Below are 24,516 nucleotides of genomic sequence, written 5' to 3' on the forward strand. Positions count from 1 at the left end.
CATGAATCAAACTCTATTTCTCACAAAAGCACTCAACTCCAAATAGATGTAAACTAGACCAATAAAAATAGAAACAATTTATTAACAAAATAATGTGGCAGGGAATTAAAATGAGCAATGCCGATCCAACGCTTCCCATAGAAGAAACTGACGTTTTACAACGAAAAGCCAATAAGCGTAATACGGTTTTTAGTATTTTAACTGCTATCAGTTTTTCACACCTTCTCAATGATATGATCCAATCATTGATATTAGCTATTTACCCTATGTTGCAATCTGAATTTTCTCTCAGCTTTGTGCAAATAGGGATGATAACGTTGACGTATCAAATTACAGCATCCTTGTTACAGCCTTTTATTGGTCTTTATACTGATAAATATCCTAAGCCTTACTCATTACCTATTGGTATGGGTTTTACGCTAACAGGGCTTATTCTTCTCGCCTTTGCTGATACATTCCCAATGTTATTACTCGCAGCAGGATTAGTCGGTACAGGCTCGTCTGTTTTTCATCCTGAATCATCTCGTGTTGCAAGAATGGCATCAGGTGGAAGACACGGACTAGCACAATCACTATTTCAAGTGGGTGGCAATTTAGGCAGCTCTTTAGGTCCTCTTTTGGCGGCTTTACTGATTGCTCCTTATGGCAAAGGTAATGTCGGTTGGTTCTCTCTTGCTGCATTACTGGCCATTATAGTGCTATTACAAGTTAGCCGTTGGTATAAAATTCAACAAGAAGCGAAGAAAAAACAACCTAACGTACTAAACAAAAAAGCAATATTGCCACGTAAAGCCCTTTTTGGCTCTTTAGCCATTTTACTTATTCTGATTTTTTCTAAGTATTTTTATCTTGCAAGCATCAGTAGCTACTATACTTTCTATTTAATACATAAATTTGGCGTTTCAGTACAAAATGCACAAATTCACCTATTTGTTTTCCTCTTTGCTGTCGCTGCTGGCACCATGATTGGTGGCCCCGTAGGCGATAAAATTGGCAGAAAATACGTTATTTGGGGATCTATTCTCGGTGTTGCGCCTTTTACGCTGATACTACCGTATGCCAGCCTTTACTGGACTGGCGTACTTACTGTATTCATTGGTGTGATCTTAGCTTCAGCATTTTCTGCTATCTTAGTTTATGCTCAAGAGTTAATTCCAGGTAAAACTGGCATGGTTTCAGGGCTTTTCTTCGGACTCGCTTTTGGGATGGGTGGTATTGGTGCTGCGGTCTTAGGATATATTGCAGATCAGAAGAGTATTGAATATGTCTATCATATCTGCGCTTATCTCCCACTGTTAGGTATTTTCACCATTTTTCTTCCTAATATTGGGGTAGATAAAACTGAATAACTTGTAATTACCCCTGTTATCTAAATGAACGGGTAACAGGGTATTTCTTACTTTAAAAGATAAGACTGATTAAAATAACATAAAAAAGTGCATTTGCATCAAAAAACTCAATCAACTTGCTATTTTTATAAATAATCGATAATTTTTAGCGAATTTATTGCATGAATACGTTAAACTATCAGCCTGCTATATTACTCGCCCCCCGATACATGTAGTTTTATAAAAAGAAGGAGAATTGATGCCGCATTCAACACCCCTCATTACCACCATTGTTGGTGGGTTAGCACTTGCTTACATTTTAGGCATGATCGCTCAACGGCTAAAAATCTCACCTTTAGTAGGATATCTTGCTGCGGGTGTACTCGCTGGTCCATTTACTCCTGGCTTTGTCGCTGATACATCTCTCGCTCCTGAACTCGCTGAAATTGGCGTTATTCTGCTTATGTTTGGTGTAGGTTTACACTTTTCGTTAAAAGATCTGATGGCAGTAAAAGCCATCGCTATTCCGGGTGCTATTGCTCAAATTGCAGTAGCAACACTATTAGGGTTGGGATTATCAGCATTTTTTGGCTGGGGTTTATTTAGTGGCATTGTATTCGGTTTGTGCCTATCAACAGCAAGTACCGTTGTTCTTTTGCGCGCGCTTGAAGAAAGAGGCCTGATTGATAGCCAACGAGGTCAAATTGCCATTGGTTGGTTGATTGTTGAAGACTTAGCAATGGTATTAGCCCTTGTTTTACTCCCAGCTATTGCCAATATGCTGGAAAGTAGCGATCAAACCAATATTTCTCAACTCATGATCAATTTAGGTATCACAATCGGTAAAGTCGTAGCCTTTATCTTAATCATGATGATTGTTGGTCGTAAGCTTATTCCTTGGATTTTAGCTAAAACCGCGGCAACTGGCTCTCGTGAGCTATTTACACTAAGTGTACTCGCCCTAGCTTTAGGTATCGCTTATGGCGCTGTAACCTTATTTGATGCTTCCTTCGCATTAGGGGCATTCTTTGCAGGTATGGTGCTTAATGAGTCTGAGTTAAGCCACAGAGCCGCGCAAGATACCTTGCCATTGCGTGATGCCTTTGCTGTTCTGTTCTTTGTGTCTGTTGGTATGCTGTTTGATCCAATGGTGTTAATTGAACATCCTCTTGGTATCTTAGCAACACTGGCTATCATTATTATTGGTAAATCTGTCGCCGCGTTGGTGCTTGTACGAATGTTTGGGCATTCCCGACGAACAGCCTTAACCATTTCTGTCAGTCTTGCTCAAATTGGTGAGTTTGCCTTTATCCTTGCGGGTCTAGGTGTAGCGCTAAACGTTTTAGAGCCAGATGCACGTAATCTTGTTTTAGCCGGTGCTTTAGTCTCGATTATGCTAAACCCAGTTCTGTTCTCTTTATTAGACCGTTATCTGGCAAAAACAGAAACCAAAGAAGAAATGGAACAGCTACAACAAGAAGAGCTGGAAGAAGAGATGCCTGTCCCTGTTGATATTTGTGGTCACGCCATTATCGTCGGTTATGGACGTGCAGGAAGCATGCTTGCTGAAAAATTATTAGCTCAATCTATTCCATTAGTGATTATCGAAAATAGTCGTAATAAATTTGCTGAGTTAAAAGAGAAAAGTTTAAATACCGTACTGGGTAATGCATCGACTAAAGAGTCACTTGCTTTAGCCCGTATTGATTGTGCTAAATCTTTATTACTGACGATACCTAATGGTTATGAAGCAGCCGATGTCGCTGAAACGGCAAGAAGTATGAACCCTGATTTAAATATCATTGTTCGCGCCCATTTTGACGATATTATCGTGCGAGCTAACTATGATGAAGAAGCTTCTTTTATCCTTGAAAAAGGCGCAAATCACGTCGTTATCGATGAAGATCAAACAGCATCTGCAATGGCGGATATGCTAATTAAAGAAGTTGAATTTGGTTGTGCTATTGATGATACACCTGAAAATGGTCAACAAATCATTGCACCTAGTGCAGCGCAATAATCAAACACAGGTAATCACTTAAATCCATAGAATTTAAGTCAATAAAAAACCTATCAATAAATGTTGATAGGTTTTTTTATTTCACACTGATAAAACAAGACTTAGAAACAATACAAACTTATCGTTCCCAATAGGCTTCTTCCAAGCTGTCTTCTTTTTCAGGTAAACCGCGCGTCAAGCGTGGAGAATGCTGGCTTAACACTTGATAACTCACTCGGTTAGCATATTTACATACTTGTGCTAATGATGAATAAGTTAAATAAGTCCGAGGATGCTTACTTGAATTTGGCACATTAATGCGATGATAGCTATTTGCTGTAATATCATGCAGTAATGCTGATAATGCTGCATCACCCGCACCATTGGTATTCATGATTTTTTCAGGGCCGCCCATATAAGGTTCAATATGAGAATAGACTTTCTCTGGCTCGTCACAATCTTTACGGCGCATTGCACGACTAAATTCATAACGATTAAATTCAGCAATAGCACCGGGTAATAAAGGATGTGTGGTTTGGCGCTTAAAGCTGTGCTCTGTATACCCCCCCATATAAAGCCCAGCAGGTCCCGCAGTACAAAGCACTAAATCAACCCATTCTAAAGCAACATCGGAAGCCAACAGAGGATCAGCATGTCCTGTTAATTCAAAAGCTTCATCTTCATTCATGGCTACAACAGAAACGTGCTCTTTTAAGAAATCACGCCACCATTGTGGATCATCTGCAATAACATATTTTGTGCCAAGTGTGAGAACGACCGGCACATCATATTTTTTCGCATACTCAATCGCTTTCATGGTTGCTAGTGGCATCGGTTCACCTGGTTTACAGCGAACTAAGTAAGCCGTTAACACCAATGCGGAAGCTTCTGCAATCACCTCTTCCGGAATGCTTTCAGGTTTAAGTTGATTCATTTGGCCGGGACTAATAGCAAATGTGCGTTCACCATTTTCCGTGATCAGCGTAAAGCAGCGCCCAATGGCACCATCAACACCTTGAAGGTAATTGAGATCTGTACGGCTAGATGTGTTACATAAATAACGATAAGCATAGCTACCAATCTGAATGTTATTACACATAGTACCTAATAACACAGAGCGGTCGTCAGCCAATACAGAGTAGTTATGTAGCGTATTACCAATAGTGCCACCAGCAAATTCGTGTGTTATCAGATTATTGTCTGTTAATTCACGATAAAGTGCCTCTGCGACATCATCTTCAATAACAAGAGAGTGTCCCTGACTCAAGTTATAACGGTTAATAAACTCTTCATCAACTTTCGCTTCAATATCAACCAATGTTTGGTCAATACCCACGATATAAGCGCGAGAGGATTCACTCTCCGTCATATTGATGATGGGTTGTAATAGAGGATCTCGTAAACTAACGGGAAAATAGTGTTTGGATTTTCGTTTGCCAGGGAATTTCATTGTGAACGATGCTACACAGCTAAAAAAGATGCGCAATGTTAACACAATATTATGGGAGAGGCAGTAGGTGTACGTCAGTACACCTACTTATTTAAAGATATTTTTATGCGGTTTTACGACGGCTTCTTGCCATATAGCTCAGTAAAACACCCATAACAGACAGAATGAAACCAACAAAAGCAGCACCCACTAAAATCAGAGCACGTTTAGGTGCATCTTTTTTAGTCGGTTCGTAAGGCTTCAACATATATTTGAATGGTACAAATTGAAGCTCGCCTAATTTCACTTTTTCTAACTGTTGAATATTGTATAAACGGTTTTTCAGATCAGTGCTTACTGTTGTTGGATCAGTAATAGCTTCTGTGATTGCCAGTTTACTGCCTAATGCATCAGAACCCATTGCGATAGAGTAATCAGGATCATCTTTAATCTGCGCACCTTCACTTGAAATCGGTTTTTTCACGCCAGCAGCATTAGCAATTTCTAACGCATATTTTAGACGTTGCACATTCACATTACGTGCATTGGCAATACGCTCTAAATCCATTTCATAGGCTTTTTGCGCAAAACTTAATTTACGTTCAATTTGGTCATCAATTTCGTCTTTTACTTCCATACGTACTTTGGTGGAAATAAAACGAATATAACCAGAAAGTAAATCATAAGCCTCTTCTGAAGTTGGTGCAGTAAAGCTTAGATTAATTTCTCCACTAAACTCATCTTCACTTTTTTTATCATCTGAAGCTTTTAGATTAATGTCTTTCGTTACAATCTCTTCAATTAGTTTACGCTTATCCAGAGGCGTTGGATTTTCCATTTTAGCCAACAAACGTTTGTAATAATCCGTACTTATTAAATATTCTTCACGTAAAACACGAGAGTTATAGTTATTGATAAACTTTTGATAAACAGATGAACCATTCACACCAGTATCAACATCCACTAAGCTAAGCTCAGTCAATGTTGCTCTTAATTGCTTCATCTCATCAAGCATTGGCTTGGTAATTGCAGCTTGGCTCGTCCATTTTTGTGGTAAAAAGCTTGCAACAGTAAAGCCAACGATAGCAAATAATAACGTGATACCAATAATGACAAATTTTGATTTATAAATAACAGAAAATAATTCAAAAAGATCGATTTCATCGTTCTGTTTTAGATAGAAATCGTCAAAATGTCCTTTATCAACTTCTGAAGATTGTGGTTTTGAAAGCTTACTATTCATTTTCCTGCCTAAATTTAGGTAATGCAGTGTCCGTTTATCAGCACTTTTAGTGGTTCACACTAAAATACTTAAAAAATGAGAAAAGATAAGTTTATATATAACTGAAATATGATCAAATTAATATATCATCAAATCCGATAATTTTATTTATCGAATTCAGTAATTATTTTTTGCATACCTCTCTGATCATCGCTTCTAGCAAGTCAATATGCTCAGGATCATCATTTAATGCCGGAATGTATTCATACTGTTTGCCACCACCATGAATAAAGAACTCTCGGTTCTGTTCATTAATTTCTTCTAATGTTTCCAAACAATCAGATGAAAATCCTGGGCACACAACCTGTACATGTTCAATCCCTTCACTTCCCAGTTTTTCCATCGTTTTATCCGTATAAGGCGATAGCCAAGGTTCACGGCCAAAACGTGACTGGAATGTCAACATAACTTGTTCTTTAGGATAACCTAGCTTCTCTTCTAATTGCTCTTTTAATTTTTCTGTTGTGAGGCAACACTCATCGTAATAAATATCACCCGTTTTGATAAAACGCTCAGGTATACCGTGGAAAGAGAGAATTAAACGATTGGGTTTGCCATATTGCTGAAAACTTTTCTCAATAGAGGTGACAAGTGCTTTGATATAAAGCGGATGAGTAGGATAACTACGAATAAAGTGAAGAGAGGGCATTGTACGCATGTCTTTAAAAATTCGACTGACACCATCAAATACCGCAGCAGAAGTAGAGCAAGAGTATTGAGGATAAAGTGGTAACAAAATAATGTTCTCAACACCTTGTTGTAATAGTTTTTCAACCCCTTCATTTAGTGATGGATTGCCATAACACATTCCTAACTCTACAGGGATATTAGGTAATCGCTGTGCAACCGCACGTTGTTGCGCTCGACTATAAACTAAAAGTGGCGATCCCTCATCCATCCAAATCTGTTGATACAATTTAGCCACTTTAGGTGAGCGAAACGGTAATATAGCCCCTTGTAATATTGGTTTCCAAATCAAAGGAGAAACATCAACAACACGAGGATCGCTAAGAAATTGTGCCAAATAACGTCGAACAGCCCCCGTTGTCGGCGCATCAGGTGTGCCTAGATTAACCAAAAGAACACCATACTTAGCATCATTCATACTATGACTCCTTAGAGTTATTTTATTAGGATAACCAAAGAGTAGAAGAATAAAGGAAAATAATAGATTGTGCTTGTCAATTTATTGGATCGCGCTTTTTATCTCATCTTCTTATTTTTAAGATAAAAAAATCCCGGCTCAACCGGGATTAGTCATCACAATGACGAATTAGCCAAGGATACTTTTCAGTTCAGCGTTAATTTCGCTTACTTTTTGTGTACCATCAACTTTGAAGTATTTCGCATTGTTTGCTTTAGCTTCATTTTGGTAATAAGAAACTAATGGTGCAGTTTGAGTATGGTACTCAACTAAACGTTTACGAACAGTTTCTTCTTGGTCATCTTTACGCGTTGTTAATTCTTCACCCGTCACGTCATCACGATTTTCCACTTTAGGTGGATTAAATTTCACATGATAAACACGACCTGATGGTGCGTGAACACGACGACCAATAATACGATCGACAATGATTTCATCCGGTACAGCGAATTCCAGTACGAAATCCACGTTAATACCCGCTTCTTTCATTGCATCAGCTTGTGGAATTGTTCTTGGGAACCCATCCAACAAGAAACCATTACGGCAATCGTCTTGTTTGATGCGCTCTTTAACTAACGCAATAACTAATTCATCAGTCACTAACTGACCATTGTCCATCAGTGCTTTTGCTTTCAGTCCTAGTTCTGTACCTGCACTTACTGCCGCACGTAACATATCACCAGTTGAAATCTGTGGGATACCATAGTTTTCTTTAATGAATTGAGCCTGAGTGCCTTTACCAGCGCCTGGAGCGCCTAGCAGAATGATACGCATCGCGTAAATCCCCTTGCATTTAATTTTTTATATTTAAACTCGAAAACGCATTACCATACCATTTTGTGAGGTCATCGCTCAAGAAATCACGGTAGCGATTGCATTTTATTTTTTATCGAAAAAGAAAAAACCACGCTCTCTTTTCAGATAAACGTGGTTTAAATGTTTGAAAACGAAAACAGTTACGCTTTTTGAACTAAAAGTTGATTCACTAAGCGAATAAACTGGTTTGGATCATCTAAAGAGCCTCTTTCAGCAAATAAAGCCTGATCCAGTAATAAATTTACCCAATCCGCAAACAACGCTTCATCGGTTAACTCGGCGGTTTGTTTCACTAATGGGTGATTTGGGTTCAGCTCAAAGTTATATTTCACTTCTGGCACTGCTTGTCCTGCTGCTGCAAACAACTTGGCCATTTGTGTTGTCATTTCATCAGCACTGGTTGTCACAATTGCCGGAGTATCTGTTAAACGATGTGTTAATTTCACATCTTTAACTTTATCCCCTAGCAAGGTTTTAATGCGTTCAACAAAAGGCGCTAATTGTTTATCTGTTTCTTCTTGCTCAGCCTGCTTCTCTTCATCAGCAAGTTTATCAAGAGATTCATCTGCTTTACTGACAGACTGGAATGATTTGCCATCAAACTCAGTCAGGTAATTCATCATCCACTCATCGATACGATCAGATAACAGCAGTACTTCGATACCTTTTTTGCGGAACAGCTCTAAATGAGGGCTATTTTTCGCAGCGGCATAGCTATCAGCAGTGATGTAATAGATTTTTTCTTGGCCTTCGACCATACGGTTAACGTAATCTTCCAGTGAAACTGTTTGAGCATCGCTGTCATTATGCGTTGATGCAAAACGTAGTAATTTAGCAATAGTTTCAATGTTAGATGAGTCTTCTGCTGGGCCTTCTTTTAAGACTAAACCAAACTCTTTCCAGAATGCTTGATACTCTTCAGGCTTGTTTTCTGCCAATTTTTGCAACATCTGTAATGCACGCTTAGTTAATGCACTACGTAAATTACGTGTAACAGAGCTATCTTGTAAAATTTCACGAGAAACGTTTAACGGTAAATCATTAGAATCCACTAACCCACGAATAAAACGTAGGTAATTAGGCATAAACTGCTCAGCTTCATCCATAATAAAGACACGCTGAACATAGAGTTTTAAACCATGGCGTTGTTCACGATTCCATAAATCCCAAGGCGCTTTTGAAGGCACATATAATAAGCTTGTATATTCTTGCTTACCTTCTACACGGTTATGTGCCCAGCTTAATGGATCTGCGAAATCATGAGAGATATGTTTATAAAACTCTTTATACTCTTCATCACTCACTTCAGCTTTGTTTCGAGTCCACAGTGCTTGCGCTTTATTAATTTTTTCCCATGTTACTGTGCCGTCTTCTTCATTTTTCGTTTCAATTTCAACAGGCAGAGAAATATGGTCGGAATATTTACTAATAATGCTACGCAGACGCCAATCATCTAAATACTCATCTTCACCTTCACGTAAATGAAGCGTAATTTCAGTACCACGATCAGCTTTTTCAATATCAGCAACGGTGTAATCACCTTCACCTTCAGATTCCCAAAAAACACCTTTATCTGCGCTTTCACCAGCAGCCCGAGTGCGTACTGTCACTTTATCTGCAACGATAAACGCAGAATAGAATCCGACACCAAACTGACCAATTAGTTGGCTATCTTTAGCTTGATCTTGTCCGATAGATTCTAAGAATGATTTTGTACCTGATTTTGCAATAGTACCGAGATTATCAATGACTTCATCACGAGTCATACCAATACCATTATCACTGATAGTCAGAGTACGAGCTTCTTTATCAGTGGAAATGCGTACATGCAACTCGCCGTTATTTTCATAAAGCGCTGCATCTGATAATGCACGGAAACGCAATTTATCAGCCGCATCTGATGCGTTAGAAATCAATTCGCGAAGGAAAATTTCTTTATTGGAGTAAAGAGAATGGATCATTAATTGAAGAAGTTGTTTAACTTCTGACTGAAATCCTCTTGTTTCCTGACCTTTCATACTCATTTTTACCTCAATTAATCCTAATTTGGCGAAAAAAATCAATATGAATAAAAAGTGGGGATAGTTAAGCAAGTTTCAAGGGTTGAGTAAGAAATTAAGCTAATAAAAGTGATTACACACCTTATATGATTAAAGTTTGAGCCAAAATAATACTTGTTGGATGTTTTTACCGCTAAGTTGATAATATTCACTTAGCGGTAAAATAGGCTAATTTAGATTACATTTCTAATTATTTGGCATCACTTACAACAATTGCTTTTGCACCTGCTTTTGCTTCATCTAATGCGTGTTTTATCGTATCAGCGTGAGCAAGCACAACACCTAAACGACGAAAGCCAGCAATTTCAGGCTTAGCGAAAAGGCGAATTTGACGATCCGCCTTCAACGCTTTTTCAATACCAGAATACACAATATTCGTACTATAAAGCTCTGGTAAAATAACCGCTGATGCACAAGGCCCTAATTGGCGAATTCCACCAATGGGATAGCCTAAAAAAGCACGAACATGAAGCGCAAACTCTGATAAGTCTTGAGAAATTAGTGTCACCAATCCAGTATCATGAGGGCGAGGTGAGACTTCATTAAAGAATACCTCATCACCTTGAACAAACAACTCAACACCAAATAAACCATAGCCCCCTAAGTTCTCAACCACTTTACTCGCAATATGCTCTGCTTTAGCAAGCGCGATGTCACTCATCTTTTGAGGTTGCCATGATTCACGGTAATCACCCTTTTCTTGTCGATGACCAATAGGGGCACAAAAATGGGTACCATCAACAGCGTGAATAGTCAGTAACGTGATCTCAAAATCAAATGGGATCATTTTTTCAACGATAACGCGTCCTCTTCCTGCTCTCCCGCCCTCTTGCGAGTAAGTCCAAGCTTGAGCTAAATCGTTTTCATTACGAATAACACTTTGCCCTTTTCCAGATGAACTCATGACAGGTTTTACAATACAAGGGAAGCCTATTTCTAGAGCCGCTTTTTTAAAGCTCACTTCATCATCAACAAATTGATAGTTCGATGTAGGTAAATTCAGTGTTTCCGAGGCTAAACGACGAATACCTTCTCTATCCATAGTTAGCTTTACAGCACGGGCACAAGGAACAACTTTTTGCCCCGCTTGTTCTAATTCAACCAGTAACGTTGTTGCAATAGCCTCAATTTCAGGAACGATAAAATCAGGTCGCTCTTGTTCAATAACTTGCTTTAATGCATCGCTATCAAGCATATTTACAACATAATGACGATGAGCAATATGCATAGCTGGAGCATTGAGATAGCGATCAACGGCAATCACTTCAATTCCCAAGCGTTGGCATTCTATCGCAACTTCTTTGCCTAATTCACCGGCACCTAATAACATCACTTTTGTTGCACTTGCTGTAAGAGCCGTACCCAGCACTGTCATTTTTTATCCTCACCATTAATAAAAATCACAATCACGCAAACGATTGCCTTTCATATAGCATAACGGATTTAGCTTGATAGAAAAATAGCCAGACAAAAAAATAATCAGGCAGAGAAATAAAACAATTACATTGTTTGGCTACGTTTTCCTTTTTGAATTTTTAGATAATTAAGGCGTTTTCGGATAAGTGCTAAGATGCAGCATAAAAGTCCTAACCAAATCAGTGAGAAACTCACGCCTTTTACTTCATCAAAAGCTTCATGGAATAAGAAAACAGCCAATAAAAATTGAATGGTAGGTTCAATGTATTGCGCTAATCCTATCACGGTTAACGTGGTTCGTTTGACGGCAGCAGTAAAGAATAATAACGGTAAGATAGTCACTGGAGCTGTTAAGATATAATAAAAACGAGTCAAATTATCAGCCGAAGGTAATGCACTTTTATCGGTAACAACCAACCAAATCGTAGCGCCTATTGCTAATGGCATTAACCAAAGGGTTTCCATAAATAAAGACGTGATCACATCAAAACGAATAAACTTACGAATTAATCCATATACAGCAAATGCACCGCCCATCATTATAGCCAATACAGGTAATTCACCGTACATCCACAATTGATAGCCCACACCAGCACAAATTAAGGCAACAGCCCATTTTTCTGCTGAATTAAGCTTTTCTTTAAGAAATATGACGCCTAATAAAATTGAGAAAAGCGGATTAATAAAATACCCCAAGCTCGCTTCTAATACTTGTTGATGTGTTAATGCATAGGTAAATGTACACCAAGAAACAGCCATAGCCATTGAGCTAAATAGACACATAAAAATAGAGCGCTTATCTTGTAAAACAGCGCGCCATCGTGTCCTATTTTTAATAAAGAGTCGCACGAGTAATAAAAGAGGGATAGACCAGATCAAACGCTGAGCCAACATTTCTAACGGCTGCGCTCCCGGTAACAGCCGATAAAACAGAGGAGTAATTCCCCAAAGAATATAAGAAAAAATGGCTAATACCGCGCCCGATTGAGCCCACATTTAATGTTCCATCAATAAAAGTCGATAAGATTTAATATCATACGCTTAAAATTGGCAGAACAATATGATCGGCATCGCTGATTGATTGATCAAACATCAGTACAACAGCATAGATGAGATAAAAAAAATCTCCACAAATAACCACTCCGAGAAAAGTCGTTATAAATGGAGAATAGGAAAATCCATTAAGGGAAAACCGTGGTAAAAACCACAACCAGAAAAAATAGGTGAGTTGTTAGAAAATCTCCCTAACATGCAAAGGCGGTTGCTGCTGAACAAAATCATGTAATTTTTTACGACTTGGTGCCGCGGCTATTGCCCCCTTTTTAGTGGTGGCTAAAGCACCGCAAGCAGCTGCTTGCGTCACTATTTTTGATAGATATGGTTCATCTTCAGCAAAACCATATTCAGCAAGCGCAGCTAACAAGCCTGACATAAAGGCATCGCCAGCACCGGTTGTATCAATACATTCAACGATAAAGGCACTAAATGCGACTTGGGTATTTGGCGTTAAAACTAAACAACCTTTAGAGCCTTGGGTGATCACTTTTAAACGAGCGGGATAATCTTCTAATTTTTTAAGTGCATTATTCAATGTCACTTCTTGTGTCATCCACGTAAGCTCATCTTCGGATAATTTTAATATGTCCGCTTTATGCGCATAATTATCAATAACTTCGCGCATTTCTTCATGATCACGCCACATTTGAGGTCGTAAATTAATATCAAAACTCAGTAGTGAACCGCTTTCTTTAATATTTTTGATTGCACAATCTAAGGTCGAGCGACAAATGGGATTCACTAATGCTAAAGAGCAAAAATGCAAAATATCTTTTTCAAACGCAGGTAAAGATTTTTCTGTTAAAAATTGATCAGCAGACTCAGCAACTAAAAAAGTAAAATCACGCTCACCATTTTCTTGTAAAGAGACAAGAACAGTACTGGTACGATGAAACTCATCAAATTCCATTGCACGAGTATCAACGCCCAGATCAAACAATGTTTTTTGCATAAAATGGCCGAACGCATCTTCACCTACACGTCCAATAAAACCACTTTGTTGACCAAGCTTAGCAACGCCCGCAGCAACATTGACTGGCGCGCCACCAGCACATGCTTCATATTGCATGTTTTGCAATGGGATCAAGTCAACAACAGCGTCACCTAAAGACCAGACTTTCATAATCTCTCCTGAAGATAAGCAATTATTTTTCTTAACTATATTCTGTTTTTATGACTATTCATAACGAATAAGTAAAGATATTGCTCGTAAATCCACACTGATAACGTTAACATAATGAGATAAGATGATAAAGTCAATCTCATGCATCGTATTTTTTTCACTCTAAATGTTATCGTTAACAGCAAGAGTAATAGTGTGATTACATCTGTTCTTTACCCTTTTGTGATCTTAAAAACACACTAATAACTCTAAAATATAATAAGGATAATGATATGAAACACCGCTTAGAACAATCAACAAAAGCCTTAAATACTTTGATTGAAAAACGAGGCAATAAATTTTATCCCCAGTTTCATTTGGCAGCACCTGCGGGTTGGTTAAATGATCCTAATGGTCTTATTTATCACGATGGTTTATATCACGCCTTTTATCAGCACCATCCTTATTCTCAAGATTGGGGACCAATGCATTGGGGACATGCCACAAGTACCGATATGATCCACTGGCAACATCAACCTATTGCGTTAGCACCAGGAGATGACTACGACAAAAGTGGTTGCTTCTCAGGATCAGCAATTAGCCATGAAGGTAAACTCTATCTTTTCTATACCGGACACAATTGGTTAGCCGCCGAAGGGGATGATAGTCAAATCTATGAAGCGCAATGTGTTGCTATCAGTGAAGATGGCATTCATTTTGAGAAAAAAGGGATCGTTTTAGAACCCCCTAAAGGTTATATGCATTTTCGTGATCCTAAAGTCTGGTATCAAGACGGTAAATGGTGGATGGTTGTTGGTGCTCGTGATGAAAAAGATCAAGGACAAGTCCTACTCTTCTCTAGCGAAACCTTATTTGAAGAAGGTCAACAGTGGAACAACGATTACACTGTTTTAGGAAAAACGGATGATAAAAATGTCTATATGTGGGAGTGCCCTGATTTCTTCCCTATTAGCCAAGAAAACGAATTTGCAATCGTCTTCTCACCACAAGGAAAACGAGCCGAAGGCTATCAATATCGCAATCTCTTTCAATCAGGGGCATTAATTGGCCAGTGGTCGCCAAATCAACCCTTTAAACCACAAGGTCACTTTATTGAACTTGATAATGGCCATGACTATTATGCGCCACAATCATTTACGACACCTGATGGTCGTCGTGTTTCAATGGGATGGATGGATATGTGGAATTCGCCAATGCCTTCAAAATCTGAATTTTGGTCTGGTTGTTTTACACTCCCTCGTGAAATCACGTTTGATAAATCCAAAAATCGCTTACGCATGATCCCTGTTAAAGAAGTCGAATCATTGCGCCAAGAAAAACAGACTATCCAGCCATTAACACTCAGTAATCAATCTATCGAACTAATAAATAATACTACCGCTATCGAACTCGACTTAACATTATCTTTAGACAGTCATGCTGAAAAATTTGGCTTATGGCTAGGTGAAGGGCTTGAGCTATTTGTTGATAATCAATCAAATCGTTTGGTTCTTAACCGCCATTATCCTCAGCACAATATGAGTGGAGCTAGAAGTATTCCATTACCTGAAGGTTGTGAATTGAATTTACGTATTTTCATTGATCGTTCATCAATTGAAGTCTTTGTAAACAAAGGTGAATTCACCTTTAGCAGCCGATATTATGCTCAACAAGATACTCAAACTTTACGTCTTTTTGCCATGAATGGCGATGCAACACTGATTAATGGTCAATATTGGCAGCTAAATAGTATTTACTAATATTAAGAAGGTAAGTAAGACGTGAGTCTTTAAATAGACTCACGTTCAACTAATTGACAAGGTACGTGTACGGTATCTCTATGGTTTCGTTCTTGAATAATATGCAATGTCGCTTCTTTACCTAACTCATAATGAGGCAGTTGTACCGTTGTTAATGGTGGATAAAACAATTCTCCCGTACCAATCATATTATCGTATCCCAAAACAGCCACTTGCTCTGGAATACGTAATCCCATAGAAAGTAAAACTTGGTAAGCGAGAAAAGCGATACGGTCATTACCACAAATGAGAATATCAAAGTCAGCCTTTTGATGAACACAATGCTTTTTCAATATTTCAATCACATCACGATAGTGTTCATCTCCAAACATCATCGTATATTGTTGTAGATCCGACAATGGTAGCCCAGCCTCTTGCCAAGCATCTTCAACGGCTTTACGACGAATAGGCCCTGCAACAGACTCTTCAGGTATATAAAAGCACAAAGGACGGCGATACCCTTTCTCGATGACTTTTTTCATCCCAAAATACTGTCCATGATAATCATCGGGAATATAAGTTGGGAAAGCGTGCGTTTTATCCAAACAGTTTGCTAACACTAAATTCTTATCGAGCAACTTTTCATGTACGGTGATTTCACGCAACCCCATCGTGGTATAAATAATACCATCTGGACGTTGAGCCAAAAGTTGCCAAATGGCATTTTCATAACAATCTTGTGCAGTCAAATTAACAACAAATGAACTCCAACCAAATTCTCTTGCGGTTTGTTCTATCGATAAAATCATTTCCACAGAAAATGGTGTCGTTGCGGTATCAATTGCCAGAACACCAATTGATGATACTTTTGTTCCTTGACCACGAATTTTTCGTGCAGAATAATCTGGAACATAGTTAAGTTGATCAATCGCATTTTGGACTTGTTTCAGTGTTTCTGGTTTTAATAACTCAGGGTTATTAATCGCTCTTGAGACTGTCATCAAAGAAACGGATGCAAGTCGAGCTACATCTTTCAGTGACGCCATAGTATTGGCTCGGTTGGTTTATTAAAAAGGGTCAGTAGAAATAAAGTGCTATTTTACAAGAAGTAAAGCCAAAAAGCCACAAAGGGAATTGTATTGTAACTAAATGCGACTATTAATTACTTCATAAAAAAACACCTAGATATATTATTTTTTTACTTATTAAGTGAGTTTAATATAGTTAAAATCACTTACGATAAAAAACTTAGTTACAATTAATAATAGTTATCTCATCCTTTCATTATAGAAATAAATTATTCTTATCTATAAAATACAAATATTGAAACAAAACAAAGTTCTGATATTTTATCTATAATATAATACAGAAGTATTAATCATTTTTAATTTGATATATTCTGAATATGGCTCCGTTGCGTGAATGTTACCCTACATAAAAAACTTATAAATTAGTCAAATTTCGTTACTCATTCACTTTTAGTGTAAGAGCAGAGTAAAACCAGGAGCAACATATGGAATCAATAATCCACTTAATCACTTTTGAAGATGACAGTACAAAAGTTCAACTTAAAGCCGTTCTTTCTTCTTTAGCGGCTAATGTGAAAACCTATTCAAATGAGCAGGCTTTCTTGAAATACTATTTTTCATCAACAAAAGGAGCTCATAAAGAGTGCATCATAATTAATACAAAGAGTAGTGCAGCACCATCAATTGCACTGATTAAAGAACTCAACAAATTGAAAAACATCATCCCTGTTATTATTATTTCTGGGGATAGTTCCATTGAGAGTTGTCGTAACGCATTTAAATCAGGGGCTTTCGAATATTTAACTCGACCTCTAAATGTGAATGAACTTCTTAATATTGTCTCGGAATCTTTCCTGCATTATGAAAGTGAAGTTGAGCAATTCCGAACATATATATCTCTAAAAGATAAATTTGGTAAGTTATCTAATAGAGAAAAAGAGGTTATGGAGATGATCCTTGACGGAAATACGAGCAAAGAAGCGGCAGAAAAACTTTCGTTATCGCCTCGTACAGTTGAAGTGCATCGTTCAAATATGTATACGAAATTGAAAATAAGATCACTACCACAATTAGTTCAAGAGTATGATTTCTTTAAGAAATATGATTTAAGAGCAAACTAATTTACAATGTGATTTCTATTTATCAATGGGTTGTATTATCTTACTATATAACGATATGACCTGTTTAATTTTCATTAAATTTTATTAATGAGAGAAAGCTGTACTTCTAAAAATATTCTATTTTGGATGAATTACGCCTAATATGGGAATAATTAATACGCTAGACACCATTCTACGATAGAAAGGGCGGCAGCTTATTTTGATGCCACCCTTTCATTAGTGTTCGTTTAATTTCAATTTAAAACATTTGTATATATTATTTTCATAATCGCTATTATTAATAACTATTATGATTGTTTTTTATTAATAATAGCAATATAAGAATAGATGAAGCCCTTCATTTGATATAAATCATTTTTTACTTATTATAAAGATGAGTATTCTCATTTCTAATTTCTCATTTCCTTTATTCTTATTTTACGAAGAAAATTATTAATGAGTAAAAAATAATACAAAAGAAATTCCCGTCTCTTTTTTTATGCCCATTTAAAGACTGGTTATGCGTTTTGATTTTCGATTTAAACAAAAAATTCCTTATAAGAAAATTCTAATCGAAGTGTTTTAATTGCGATTATTTAAACAGTAAAATAAGAAATAATAATAAGTATTTCCTTTTATACTCCCTTTTACTTAAGAAATTTATTCTCTTTATAGTTTAATTAATGTAATACATCATTTACCATTTCTACTTAATAACAATCAAATAAAGAGCATCATTAAATGATCACATTGTGTAAGTACAATGCACTAGCTCTAAATAAGTATTAACACCTAGAAAAACAAATAATTATTAATAATTTATTTATAGTCTTAATAAGAGCAAAAAAAGAAGGAATTAATCTGCATAAAAAAATATAAGATAAACTTATACGTTTATTCTTATTTTCACTTTGAGTAAATGCCCTTATGCTATACCCTCCTAACTCGCTTTTTACAAAGAAAAATGAACACTCAAGATAAAAACCGTCGCCCGATAAAAGCAAGACAAACAAACTGGGCTACAAAGTGCAGCCGCTACTTACAACAAAAAGGGGCAACTCCTAACGGTATTTCCGTGTTTAGTGTCATATTTGCATTACTTGCAGGCTTATCACTCTTTTGTGCCCTCTTCTACACATCTGGATTATTACGCTCAATTTTACTGCTCCTTGGCGCTATCATGATCCAAGGTCGCCTCATTTGTAATTTACTAGATGGTATGGTTGCCGTCGAAGGAGGCATGAAAAGCCCAGTAGGTGCTGTTTATAATGAATTACCAGACAGAATTGCTGATACTTTAATTATTTTGGGTGTCGGTTATGGGCTATCTTCTGACTTTTCTATGGCCATTACGTTGAGCTGGGTGGGCGCTTTTTTTGCAGTAATGACCGCTTATGTTCGTGTATTAGGTGGCGCTTGTGGACTAGATCAACAATTTACAGGCCCCATGGCAAAACAACACCGAATGGCGTTATTAACCTCTGTTGCTGTTATTGCTGCATTTATTCCTAATCTTTGGGGAATATGGCTCTTTTTGATTTCATTATGGATTATTATTTTAGGTTCAATGCTGACCACAATTTTCAGAACCCGTCGAATTTTACGGGATTTAGCACAAGGTGTCTGATTAATGAAAAATGGAAAACTTGCTTTAGATGCAAAAGTGGTATCATCCGTCTTAGTCTCTATTTGTCGATTCCTAACAGGTATTCGCGCTAAACAAACTTCTCCTATTGCAAAAGATATTCCTTGTATTTATTACGCTAACCATTCTAGTCATCTTGATGGCTTAGTTATTTGGTCTTGTCTTTCACCCAATATTCGCCCTTATGTTCATCCCGTTGCCGCTGAAGATTATTGGAACAAAAACCGCTTACGCCGTTATTTATCTCATCGTATCTTTAGAGCTATTCTTATTCCTCGTCATGCCACCAAAATGAATTTTCCACAAGAGGAAAATTCTTGCGGAGAAAGCGCAGAGCAACCCGCTAATGACGCTGCATCATCAGCACCAAATAAAGCCAATGCACTTGCTCTGATGCAAGAAATTTTAGACCAAGGGGATTCTTTAATTATTTTTCCTGAAGGTACTCGAGGTAATGGCGAATCTATTCAAGATTTTAAAGCAGGTCTTTGGCATCTTTCTCGTAAAAATCCGAATGTTCAATTAGTCCCTATTTATCTGGAAAACTTAAACAGAGTTCTTCCTAAAGGCTCTCGCTTAGTTGTTCCTGTTATTTGCAGTGCAATTTTTGGTGCCCCTATTGAAGCCACTCATGAACATGAAAGTAAACAAGAGTTTCTAGTAAGAGCAAAAAGTGCGTTAGAGGAGCTACACAATGGAACGTATTAATAACGAAGTCCTCTGGATCTTTATCGGACTCTTCTCTTTCTTAATTATCGCCAGCATTATTGGTGCTATTTTAGCGGCAGTAAAAGGCCCTACATCCACCATCACGAATCTTAATTCAAGGATCAATGCGTGGTGGGTGATGTGTATTATTGCAGGTGTTGCAATAGGGATTGGAGCAATAGGTTCTGTCGTCCTATTTACTATTATCTCATGGCTTGCATTACGTGAACTTATTACCTTAACACCCACACATCGTGACGACCATGAAGCGCTGTTCTGGTGTTTCTTCGTTATATTGCCTATCCAATACATTCTTGTTGGTGTGCAATGGTACAACTTAATGGCAGTATTTATTCCCGTTTACGCCTTCCTATTAATACCAACACGTATGGCACTTTCAGGTGACACTCGCCACTTCTTAGAACGTATGGCAAAAGTGCAATGGAGCGTAATGATAGCAATTTATTGCCTAAGTTATGCACCCGCACTTTTAATGTTGCCAATTGAAGGTTTCGAAGGTCGTAATATCAATTTACTGCTCTTTTTAATGATAGTGGTGCAAGTTTCTGACGTACTTCAATATGTGTTTGGTAAATTATTTGGCAAACATCCTATCGTGCCTAAATTAAGTCCAAATAAAACAGTGGAAGGCTTTTTTGGTGGCATTATCTCCGCCAGCCTTATTGGCATGATGTTGTGGTGGGCAACGCCTTTCTCATGGTGGGCTGCATTTTTACTCTCTTTAGTAATCACATTGGCAGGTTTTGCCGGTGGTTTATGTATGTCTGCAATCAAAAGAGATAGCGGTGTAAAAGATTTTGGCACGATGATCGAAGGCCATGGTGGCATGATGGATAGAATGGATTCGCTCTGTTTTGCAGCCCCTATTTTCTTCCACGTTATTCGCTATTTTTACGTTTAGTTTTACTCTGTTTAATCAAAAGCAAACTAACCTATATAAACTAAAGTGCCGATATTAAAACTATCGGCATTTTTATATTCCCTGTTTTACTTATGCTAATTTAATATCATAAATTAACTATCATTATATAAACTAAACATTTGTTTTAATTTTGGATTAAAAGTCGATATATTATATTTTACATATAAATCAAATAATTAAATAAAATTATTGTGCATAAAGAGGTCTGCTTTCTCTACTTTTTTATTTATAGTGATAGCTTAGAAAGCTGCTATCTTTTACCCTAACGCTCCTTTTCTTTCTAGATTATTTATCATTATGATCACTTGGCTACTCATTGCTTTTTCTTTATTACTTTTGGGTTTTAATCGCACTCTTGCACTTATTACACTTGCATTTACGGCAGTTAGCGCATTTATAACTGGCGTTATTACATGGCAAACTTTGCCCATTATTTTTGGTATTCTGCTATTAGCATTTGCTTATTCACGTTATAAAACACAACCACTGCTACGCGGGATCATCATTCTTGCGCTTATCATCATTGCCAGCGGGTTAACCTTTCACCTTATTCCTGGTTTTAACAATTTACGTTACCTTTCACACACCGCTATAGGGATAAAAAGCGCCCCTTTTTCATTTTATTTCAATGCTGACAAAGCATTATTACCTTTTATTTTTCTGATCTTTATTCCTACGCTTTTTGTCTGCACTCCATTAAAAGAAGCAAATAAATTACAGTGGGCAATGTTAATTATTGCCATTCCTGCACTGTTATTGATCGCTGTAAAGCTAGGGGGATTAGCAATTGAATTGCATTTACCATCATGGTTACCTGCCTTTATTCTTGCGAACCTCTTTTTTGTATCACTTGCTGAAGAAGCATTATTTAGAGGTGTGATTCAACAAACATTATCACGTTATCTACCTCCTTATGTTGCTCTACTAATAGCAGCCATTATCTTTGGTTTAGCACATTTCGCAGGCGGAGTATTGTTAGTTGTTTTTGCTTCACTCGCGGGGATTATTTATGGGTTAGCTTGGATGTGGAGTGGTCGGCTCTGGGTTTCAACGCTATTTCACTTTGCACTTAATCTGACTCACCTGCTCTTTTTTACTTACCCATTTAAAATAGCCTGATTGATTTTTTTTCTTATCTGCTCGAAGGATTTTTTATCCTAACTTTCACCACCTTTTACTGATATCTTAACTTCATCAGTAAAAGGATGTGTGAAACGTGAAAGCACTCACACAAATAGAATACAGATATTCTTATTGCGCCCATTATCCGATGAAAATTTTGTTAGTATGCTTTATCGCTTATCTATAAATAATCAAAACTTCATTCGGTACACAATAACAAGCTCAAAATAATAACATCCATTAATACGATAAGAAGTTGCCTTACTTTACGGTATAGACCTTAGAAAAAATAGGTAAGCTTTGCTCTGTTTTCTTTTTTTAGTTCAGCATTATCTGCTGAAAATTTGCCTCTTTCGCCATCAGGACAAAAATATGTTAGATCAAGAAATGATCCGCACTTTTATACAGGTCGCCGACTGCCAAAGTTTTACCAAAGCAGCCGATATGCTTCATAAAACATCAGCCGCGATTAGTTACCGTATAAAAACATTAGAAGAAAATATCGGCACCCAACTTTTTAATCGCACCACAAGAACCGTGACACTCACGCCAGCGGGCGAATATCTCTTAGAAAAATGTCGTCAATGGATTGTATGGCTAGAATCAATGCCTGTGGAACTTCAACAAATGAACGCGGGTGTCGAGCATCAGGTCAATATTGTGATTAATAATCTTCTTTATGATCGCACAGCTGTTGCCAGTATGTTGGCTTGTCTTCATCAACGTTTTCCTTCTACCCAATTTCATATTACTCGCCAAGTCTATATGGGTGTTTGGGATGCACTTATTAATGAAGATTACCATTTTGCTATCGGTGTTACGGGTAATGAATCCCTTAAGAATAATATTAACATTTGTGCGATGGGCGAAATTCAATGGCAATTTGTTGTCGCGCCGAATCATCCTTTAGCCAATATCAGTGGTGTATTAAATGATGATCAAATGCGTATGTATTCTGCTGTAAACGTCGAAGATACGTCTCGCCATCTTTCTAAACGCACTGCATGGCGCTTATCGGGTCAGCACGAGATCCGTGTACCTGATTTACACACAAAATTAGCCTGTCATTTAAAAGGTGTGGGAATAGGATTTTTGCCATTAAGTTTATGCAAACCACTTATTGATAGCGGACAGTTAATTGCGAAAGAAGTAAAAAATCGTCGTCATAACTCTCCTCTTTCATTGGCATGGTGTGAAGATAAAAAAGGCGCAGTAGTCAGTTATTTAGTGGAGTTGTTTAAGCAAAATCACCCGAGTGTGCAATCGTTTTACGATCCTTTAAATTAAAAAGGCAAACCGAAGTTTGCCCTTTTACTGTATATTCAGTGGCTATCTGAATAGCGTACTACGCTTTTGCTTCTTCATTATTGTTGTTGCTTTCTTTAATAAAGAGGCTTGCCACAATACCGATACAAATCAGAATAGCTGCAAAGTAGAAACCTGAGTCCATGCTACCTGTTTTGTCTGATAGGAAACCGGTTAATGTTGGTGCAAAAACAGAACCCAGCATACCGATACAGTTATAAACACCAAATGATGTACCTAGTGCATGTCGGGGTGAGTTATCAGCAACTACAGCAACAAGTACTGGGTTTGTACTGATTTTACCAACAATACCGTAAAGGATCAGAGCACCAATTAACACAGGCATTGATTCTGACATTGGCACAGCAAGAATAGCGACTAATGACAGCGGTAACATGATCAGTAACACAGGTTTACGGCGACCAATTTTATCTGAAACCCAGCTAAAAATAAGTGAACCAGGAATAGCAAACCACGGCATTAATGATGCGATAGTTGAAATTTGTGTCCCAGTAATTCCACGCTCAGTTTCTAAGTAATACGGTAACCAAGTTACTAAGACAAAGAAACCATAGATTGAACAGAAGATGGTGACATACGCAAGGTTGATATTGCGATTACCAAATAAATCTTTAAATGTCAGTTTAACTTTTTGTTTGGCTGCGCCATTTTCTGCCGCAGGTTGTGCTTTTGGCTTATCTTTGATGATCCATAACATAACCAAACCAATAATAATAATTGGCACACCAATGATATAGAACGGAGCACGCCAGCTCATTCCCATCTCACCAACAGAAATACTTGAGATGTAGTAACCAATAGACAAACCAAATGCCATACCACTATTGATAATCGCACTACCTAATGTAATACGATGTTTTGGTATCGCTTCTGAGGATAGACCATACTGAGGGCCATAATAGAAACCTTGGAATATCCCCACCATGACCCATGCAAACATAAAGGTCACGTAAGTTGGCATCATACCCGCAATAATGGTGAATCCACCGAAGAGAACAACACCTGTTACTAATACTTTTTTCTTACCTAAATAGTCACCAATCATGCCTGATGGAATATTTAGTGCAGTATATCCGATAAAGAAAATACTCATGATGGAGCCAAGTTGAGCTTTAGACAGATCAAACTCAGCACCAATATTTACCATTAAAGGACCAACAATAGCACGGCTACCATACAGCGCAATCCAACCAAAGAAGAAGATAATGGTCAGTTTAACCCAATAAGGGACTTTGCCTTTCTCATTCACTTGTGCATCGTTCATAATGACGCT

General features: G+C 37.6%; 19 protein-coding genes. 9 read left to right on the top strand and 10 right to left on the bottom strand.

Annotated elements, in window-relative coordinates; genetic code table 11:
* The first annotated feature begins 110 nt into the window (after window positions 1-110).
* Both ACWPWK_RS05675 and ybaL read left to right on the top strand, forming a co-directional pair.
* Complete coding sequence (locus ACWPWK_RS05675; RefSeq protein WP_109371361.1) at window positions 111-1,349, top strand: MFS transporter; 1,239 nt, start codon at window positions 111-113, stop codon at window positions 1,347-1,349.
* A gap of 238 nt (window positions 1,350-1,587) precedes the next feature.
* The gene (ybaL, locus tag ACWPWK_RS05680; RefSeq protein ID WP_109371363.1) at window positions 1,588-3,348 is read left to right on the top strand and encodes a YbaL family putative K(+) efflux transporter; all 1,761 of its coding nucleotides are present in this window, start codon (window positions 1,588-1,590) and stop codon (window positions 3,346-3,348) included.
* A 118-nt stretch (window positions 3,349-3,466) separates the two neighbouring features.
* Here the strand turns inward: ybaL and ACWPWK_RS05685 are convergent, their stop codons facing one another.
* From ACWPWK_RS05685 to ACWPWK_RS05720, 8 genes are all read right to left on the bottom strand, one after another.
* The gene (locus ACWPWK_RS05685) at window positions 3,467-4,777 is read right to left on the bottom strand and encodes an inosine/guanosine kinase (protein WP_088494776.1); all 1,311 of its coding nucleotides are present in this window, start codon (window positions 4,775-4,777) and stop codon (window positions 3,467-3,469) included.
* A 103-nt stretch (window positions 4,778-4,880) separates the two neighbouring features.
* On the bottom strand, window positions 4,881-5,999 hold the full coding sequence (gene wzz(fepE), locus ACWPWK_RS05690) for an LPS O-antigen length regulator Wzz(fepE) (protein ID WP_109371365.1): 1,119 nt from the start codon (window positions 5,997-5,999) through the stop codon (window positions 4,881-4,883).
* Window positions 6,000-6,162: 163 nt separating this feature from the next.
* A complete protein-coding gene (gene hemH, locus ACWPWK_RS05695; protein ID WP_109371367.1) occupies window positions 6,163-7,143 on the bottom strand; it encodes a ferrochelatase in 981 nt (326 codons plus the stop codon).
* A gap of 168 nt (window positions 7,144-7,311) precedes the next feature.
* Complete coding sequence (gene adk, locus ACWPWK_RS05700; protein WP_109371369.1) at window positions 7,312-7,956, bottom strand: adenylate kinase; 645 nt, start codon at window positions 7,954-7,956, stop codon at window positions 7,312-7,314.
* A gap of 182 nt (window positions 7,957-8,138) precedes the next feature.
* Window positions 8,139-10,022 carry a molecular chaperone HtpG gene (gene htpG, locus ACWPWK_RS05705; protein ID WP_109371371.1) on the bottom strand — a complete coding sequence of 628 codons (1,884 nt, stop codon included), beginning with the start codon at window positions 10,020-10,022 and terminating at the stop codon, window positions 8,139-8,141.
* A 226-nt stretch (window positions 10,023-10,248) separates the two neighbouring features.
* A complete protein-coding gene (gene purT / locus ACWPWK_RS05710) occupies window positions 10,249-11,433 on the bottom strand; it encodes a formate-dependent phosphoribosylglycinamide formyltransferase (RefSeq protein ID WP_109371373.1) in 1,185 nt (394 codons plus the stop codon).
* Window positions 11,434-11,558: 125 nt separating this feature from the next.
* Entirely contained in the window at window positions 11,559-12,470 is a 912-nt protein-coding gene (rarD, locus tag ACWPWK_RS05715) for an EamA family transporter RarD (protein WP_109371375.1), read from the bottom strand.
* 235 nt (window positions 12,471-12,705) lie between these two features.
* The gene (locus ACWPWK_RS05720; protein ID WP_109371377.1) at window positions 12,706-13,653 is read right to left on the bottom strand and encodes an aminoimidazole riboside kinase; all 948 of its coding nucleotides are present in this window, start codon (window positions 13,651-13,653) and stop codon (window positions 12,706-12,708) included.
* A gap of 272 nt (window positions 13,654-13,925) precedes the next feature.
* Here ACWPWK_RS05720 and ACWPWK_RS05725 point away from each other — a divergent pair, with 272 nt between their 5' ends.
* Window positions 13,926-15,392: a glycoside hydrolase family 32 protein gene (locus ACWPWK_RS05725; protein WP_109371379.1), complete on the top strand. Its 1,467-nt coding sequence runs from the start codon at window positions 13,926-13,928 to the stop codon at window positions 15,390-15,392.
* A gap of 29 nt (window positions 15,393-15,421) precedes the next feature.
* Here the strand turns inward: ACWPWK_RS05725 and ACWPWK_RS05730 are convergent, their stop codons facing one another.
* Window positions 15,422-16,417 carry a LacI family DNA-binding transcriptional regulator gene (locus ACWPWK_RS05730; RefSeq protein ID WP_109371381.1) on the bottom strand — a complete coding sequence of 332 codons (996 nt, stop codon included), beginning with the start codon at window positions 16,415-16,417 and terminating at the stop codon, window positions 15,422-15,424.
* Window positions 16,418-16,884: 467 nt separating this feature from the next.
* Here ACWPWK_RS05730 and ACWPWK_RS05735 point away from each other — a divergent pair, with 467 nt between their 5' ends.
* The 6 genes from ACWPWK_RS05735 (at window position 16,885) to allS (ending at window position 23,204) form a co-directional block, all read left to right on the top strand.
* Window positions 16,885-17,520, top strand: coding sequence for a response regulator transcription factor (locus tag ACWPWK_RS05735; RefSeq protein WP_109371383.1), 636 nt, complete (start codon window positions 16,885-16,887; stop codon window positions 17,518-17,520).
* 943 nt (window positions 17,521-18,463) lie between these two features.
* The gene (locus ACWPWK_RS05740) at window positions 18,464-19,126 is read left to right on the top strand and encodes a CDP-alcohol phosphatidyltransferase family protein (protein ID WP_109371385.1); all 663 of its coding nucleotides are present in this window, start codon (window positions 18,464-18,466) and stop codon (window positions 19,124-19,126) included.
* Between the two features lie 3 nt (window positions 19,127-19,129).
* On the top strand, window positions 19,130-19,852 hold the full coding sequence (locus tag ACWPWK_RS05745) for a lysophospholipid acyltransferase family protein (RefSeq protein WP_109371387.1): 723 nt from the start codon (window positions 19,130-19,132) through the stop codon (window positions 19,850-19,852).
* The gene (locus ACWPWK_RS05750) at window positions 19,839-20,774 is read left to right on the top strand and encodes a phosphatidate cytidylyltransferase (RefSeq protein ID WP_109371389.1); all 936 of its coding nucleotides are present in this window, start codon (window positions 19,839-19,841) and stop codon (window positions 20,772-20,774) included. The genes ACWPWK_RS05745 and ACWPWK_RS05750 overlap by 14 nt, the downstream gene beginning before the upstream one ends.
* Window positions 20,775-21,092: 318 nt before the next feature.
* A complete protein-coding gene (locus tag ACWPWK_RS05755; RefSeq protein WP_109371391.1) occupies window positions 21,093-21,914 on the top strand; it encodes a CPBP family intramembrane glutamic endopeptidase in 822 nt (273 codons plus the stop codon).
* 375 nt (window positions 21,915-22,289) lie between these two features.
* Window positions 22,290-23,204, top strand: coding sequence for an HTH-type transcriptional activator AllS (allS, locus tag ACWPWK_RS05760; protein WP_109371393.1), 915 nt, complete (start codon window positions 22,290-22,292; stop codon window positions 23,202-23,204).
* 58 nt (window positions 23,205-23,262) lie between these two features.
* Here allS and ACWPWK_RS05765 read toward each other — a convergent pair whose 3' ends face one another.
* Complete coding sequence (locus ACWPWK_RS05765; RefSeq protein ID WP_109371395.1) at window positions 23,263-24,507, bottom strand: MFS transporter; 1,245 nt, start codon at window positions 24,505-24,507, stop codon at window positions 23,263-23,265.
* Between the last annotated feature and the right edge of the window lie 9 nt (window positions 24,508-24,516).

It is taken from the genome of Proteus sp. Marseille-Q3619, from assembly GCF_965283115.1.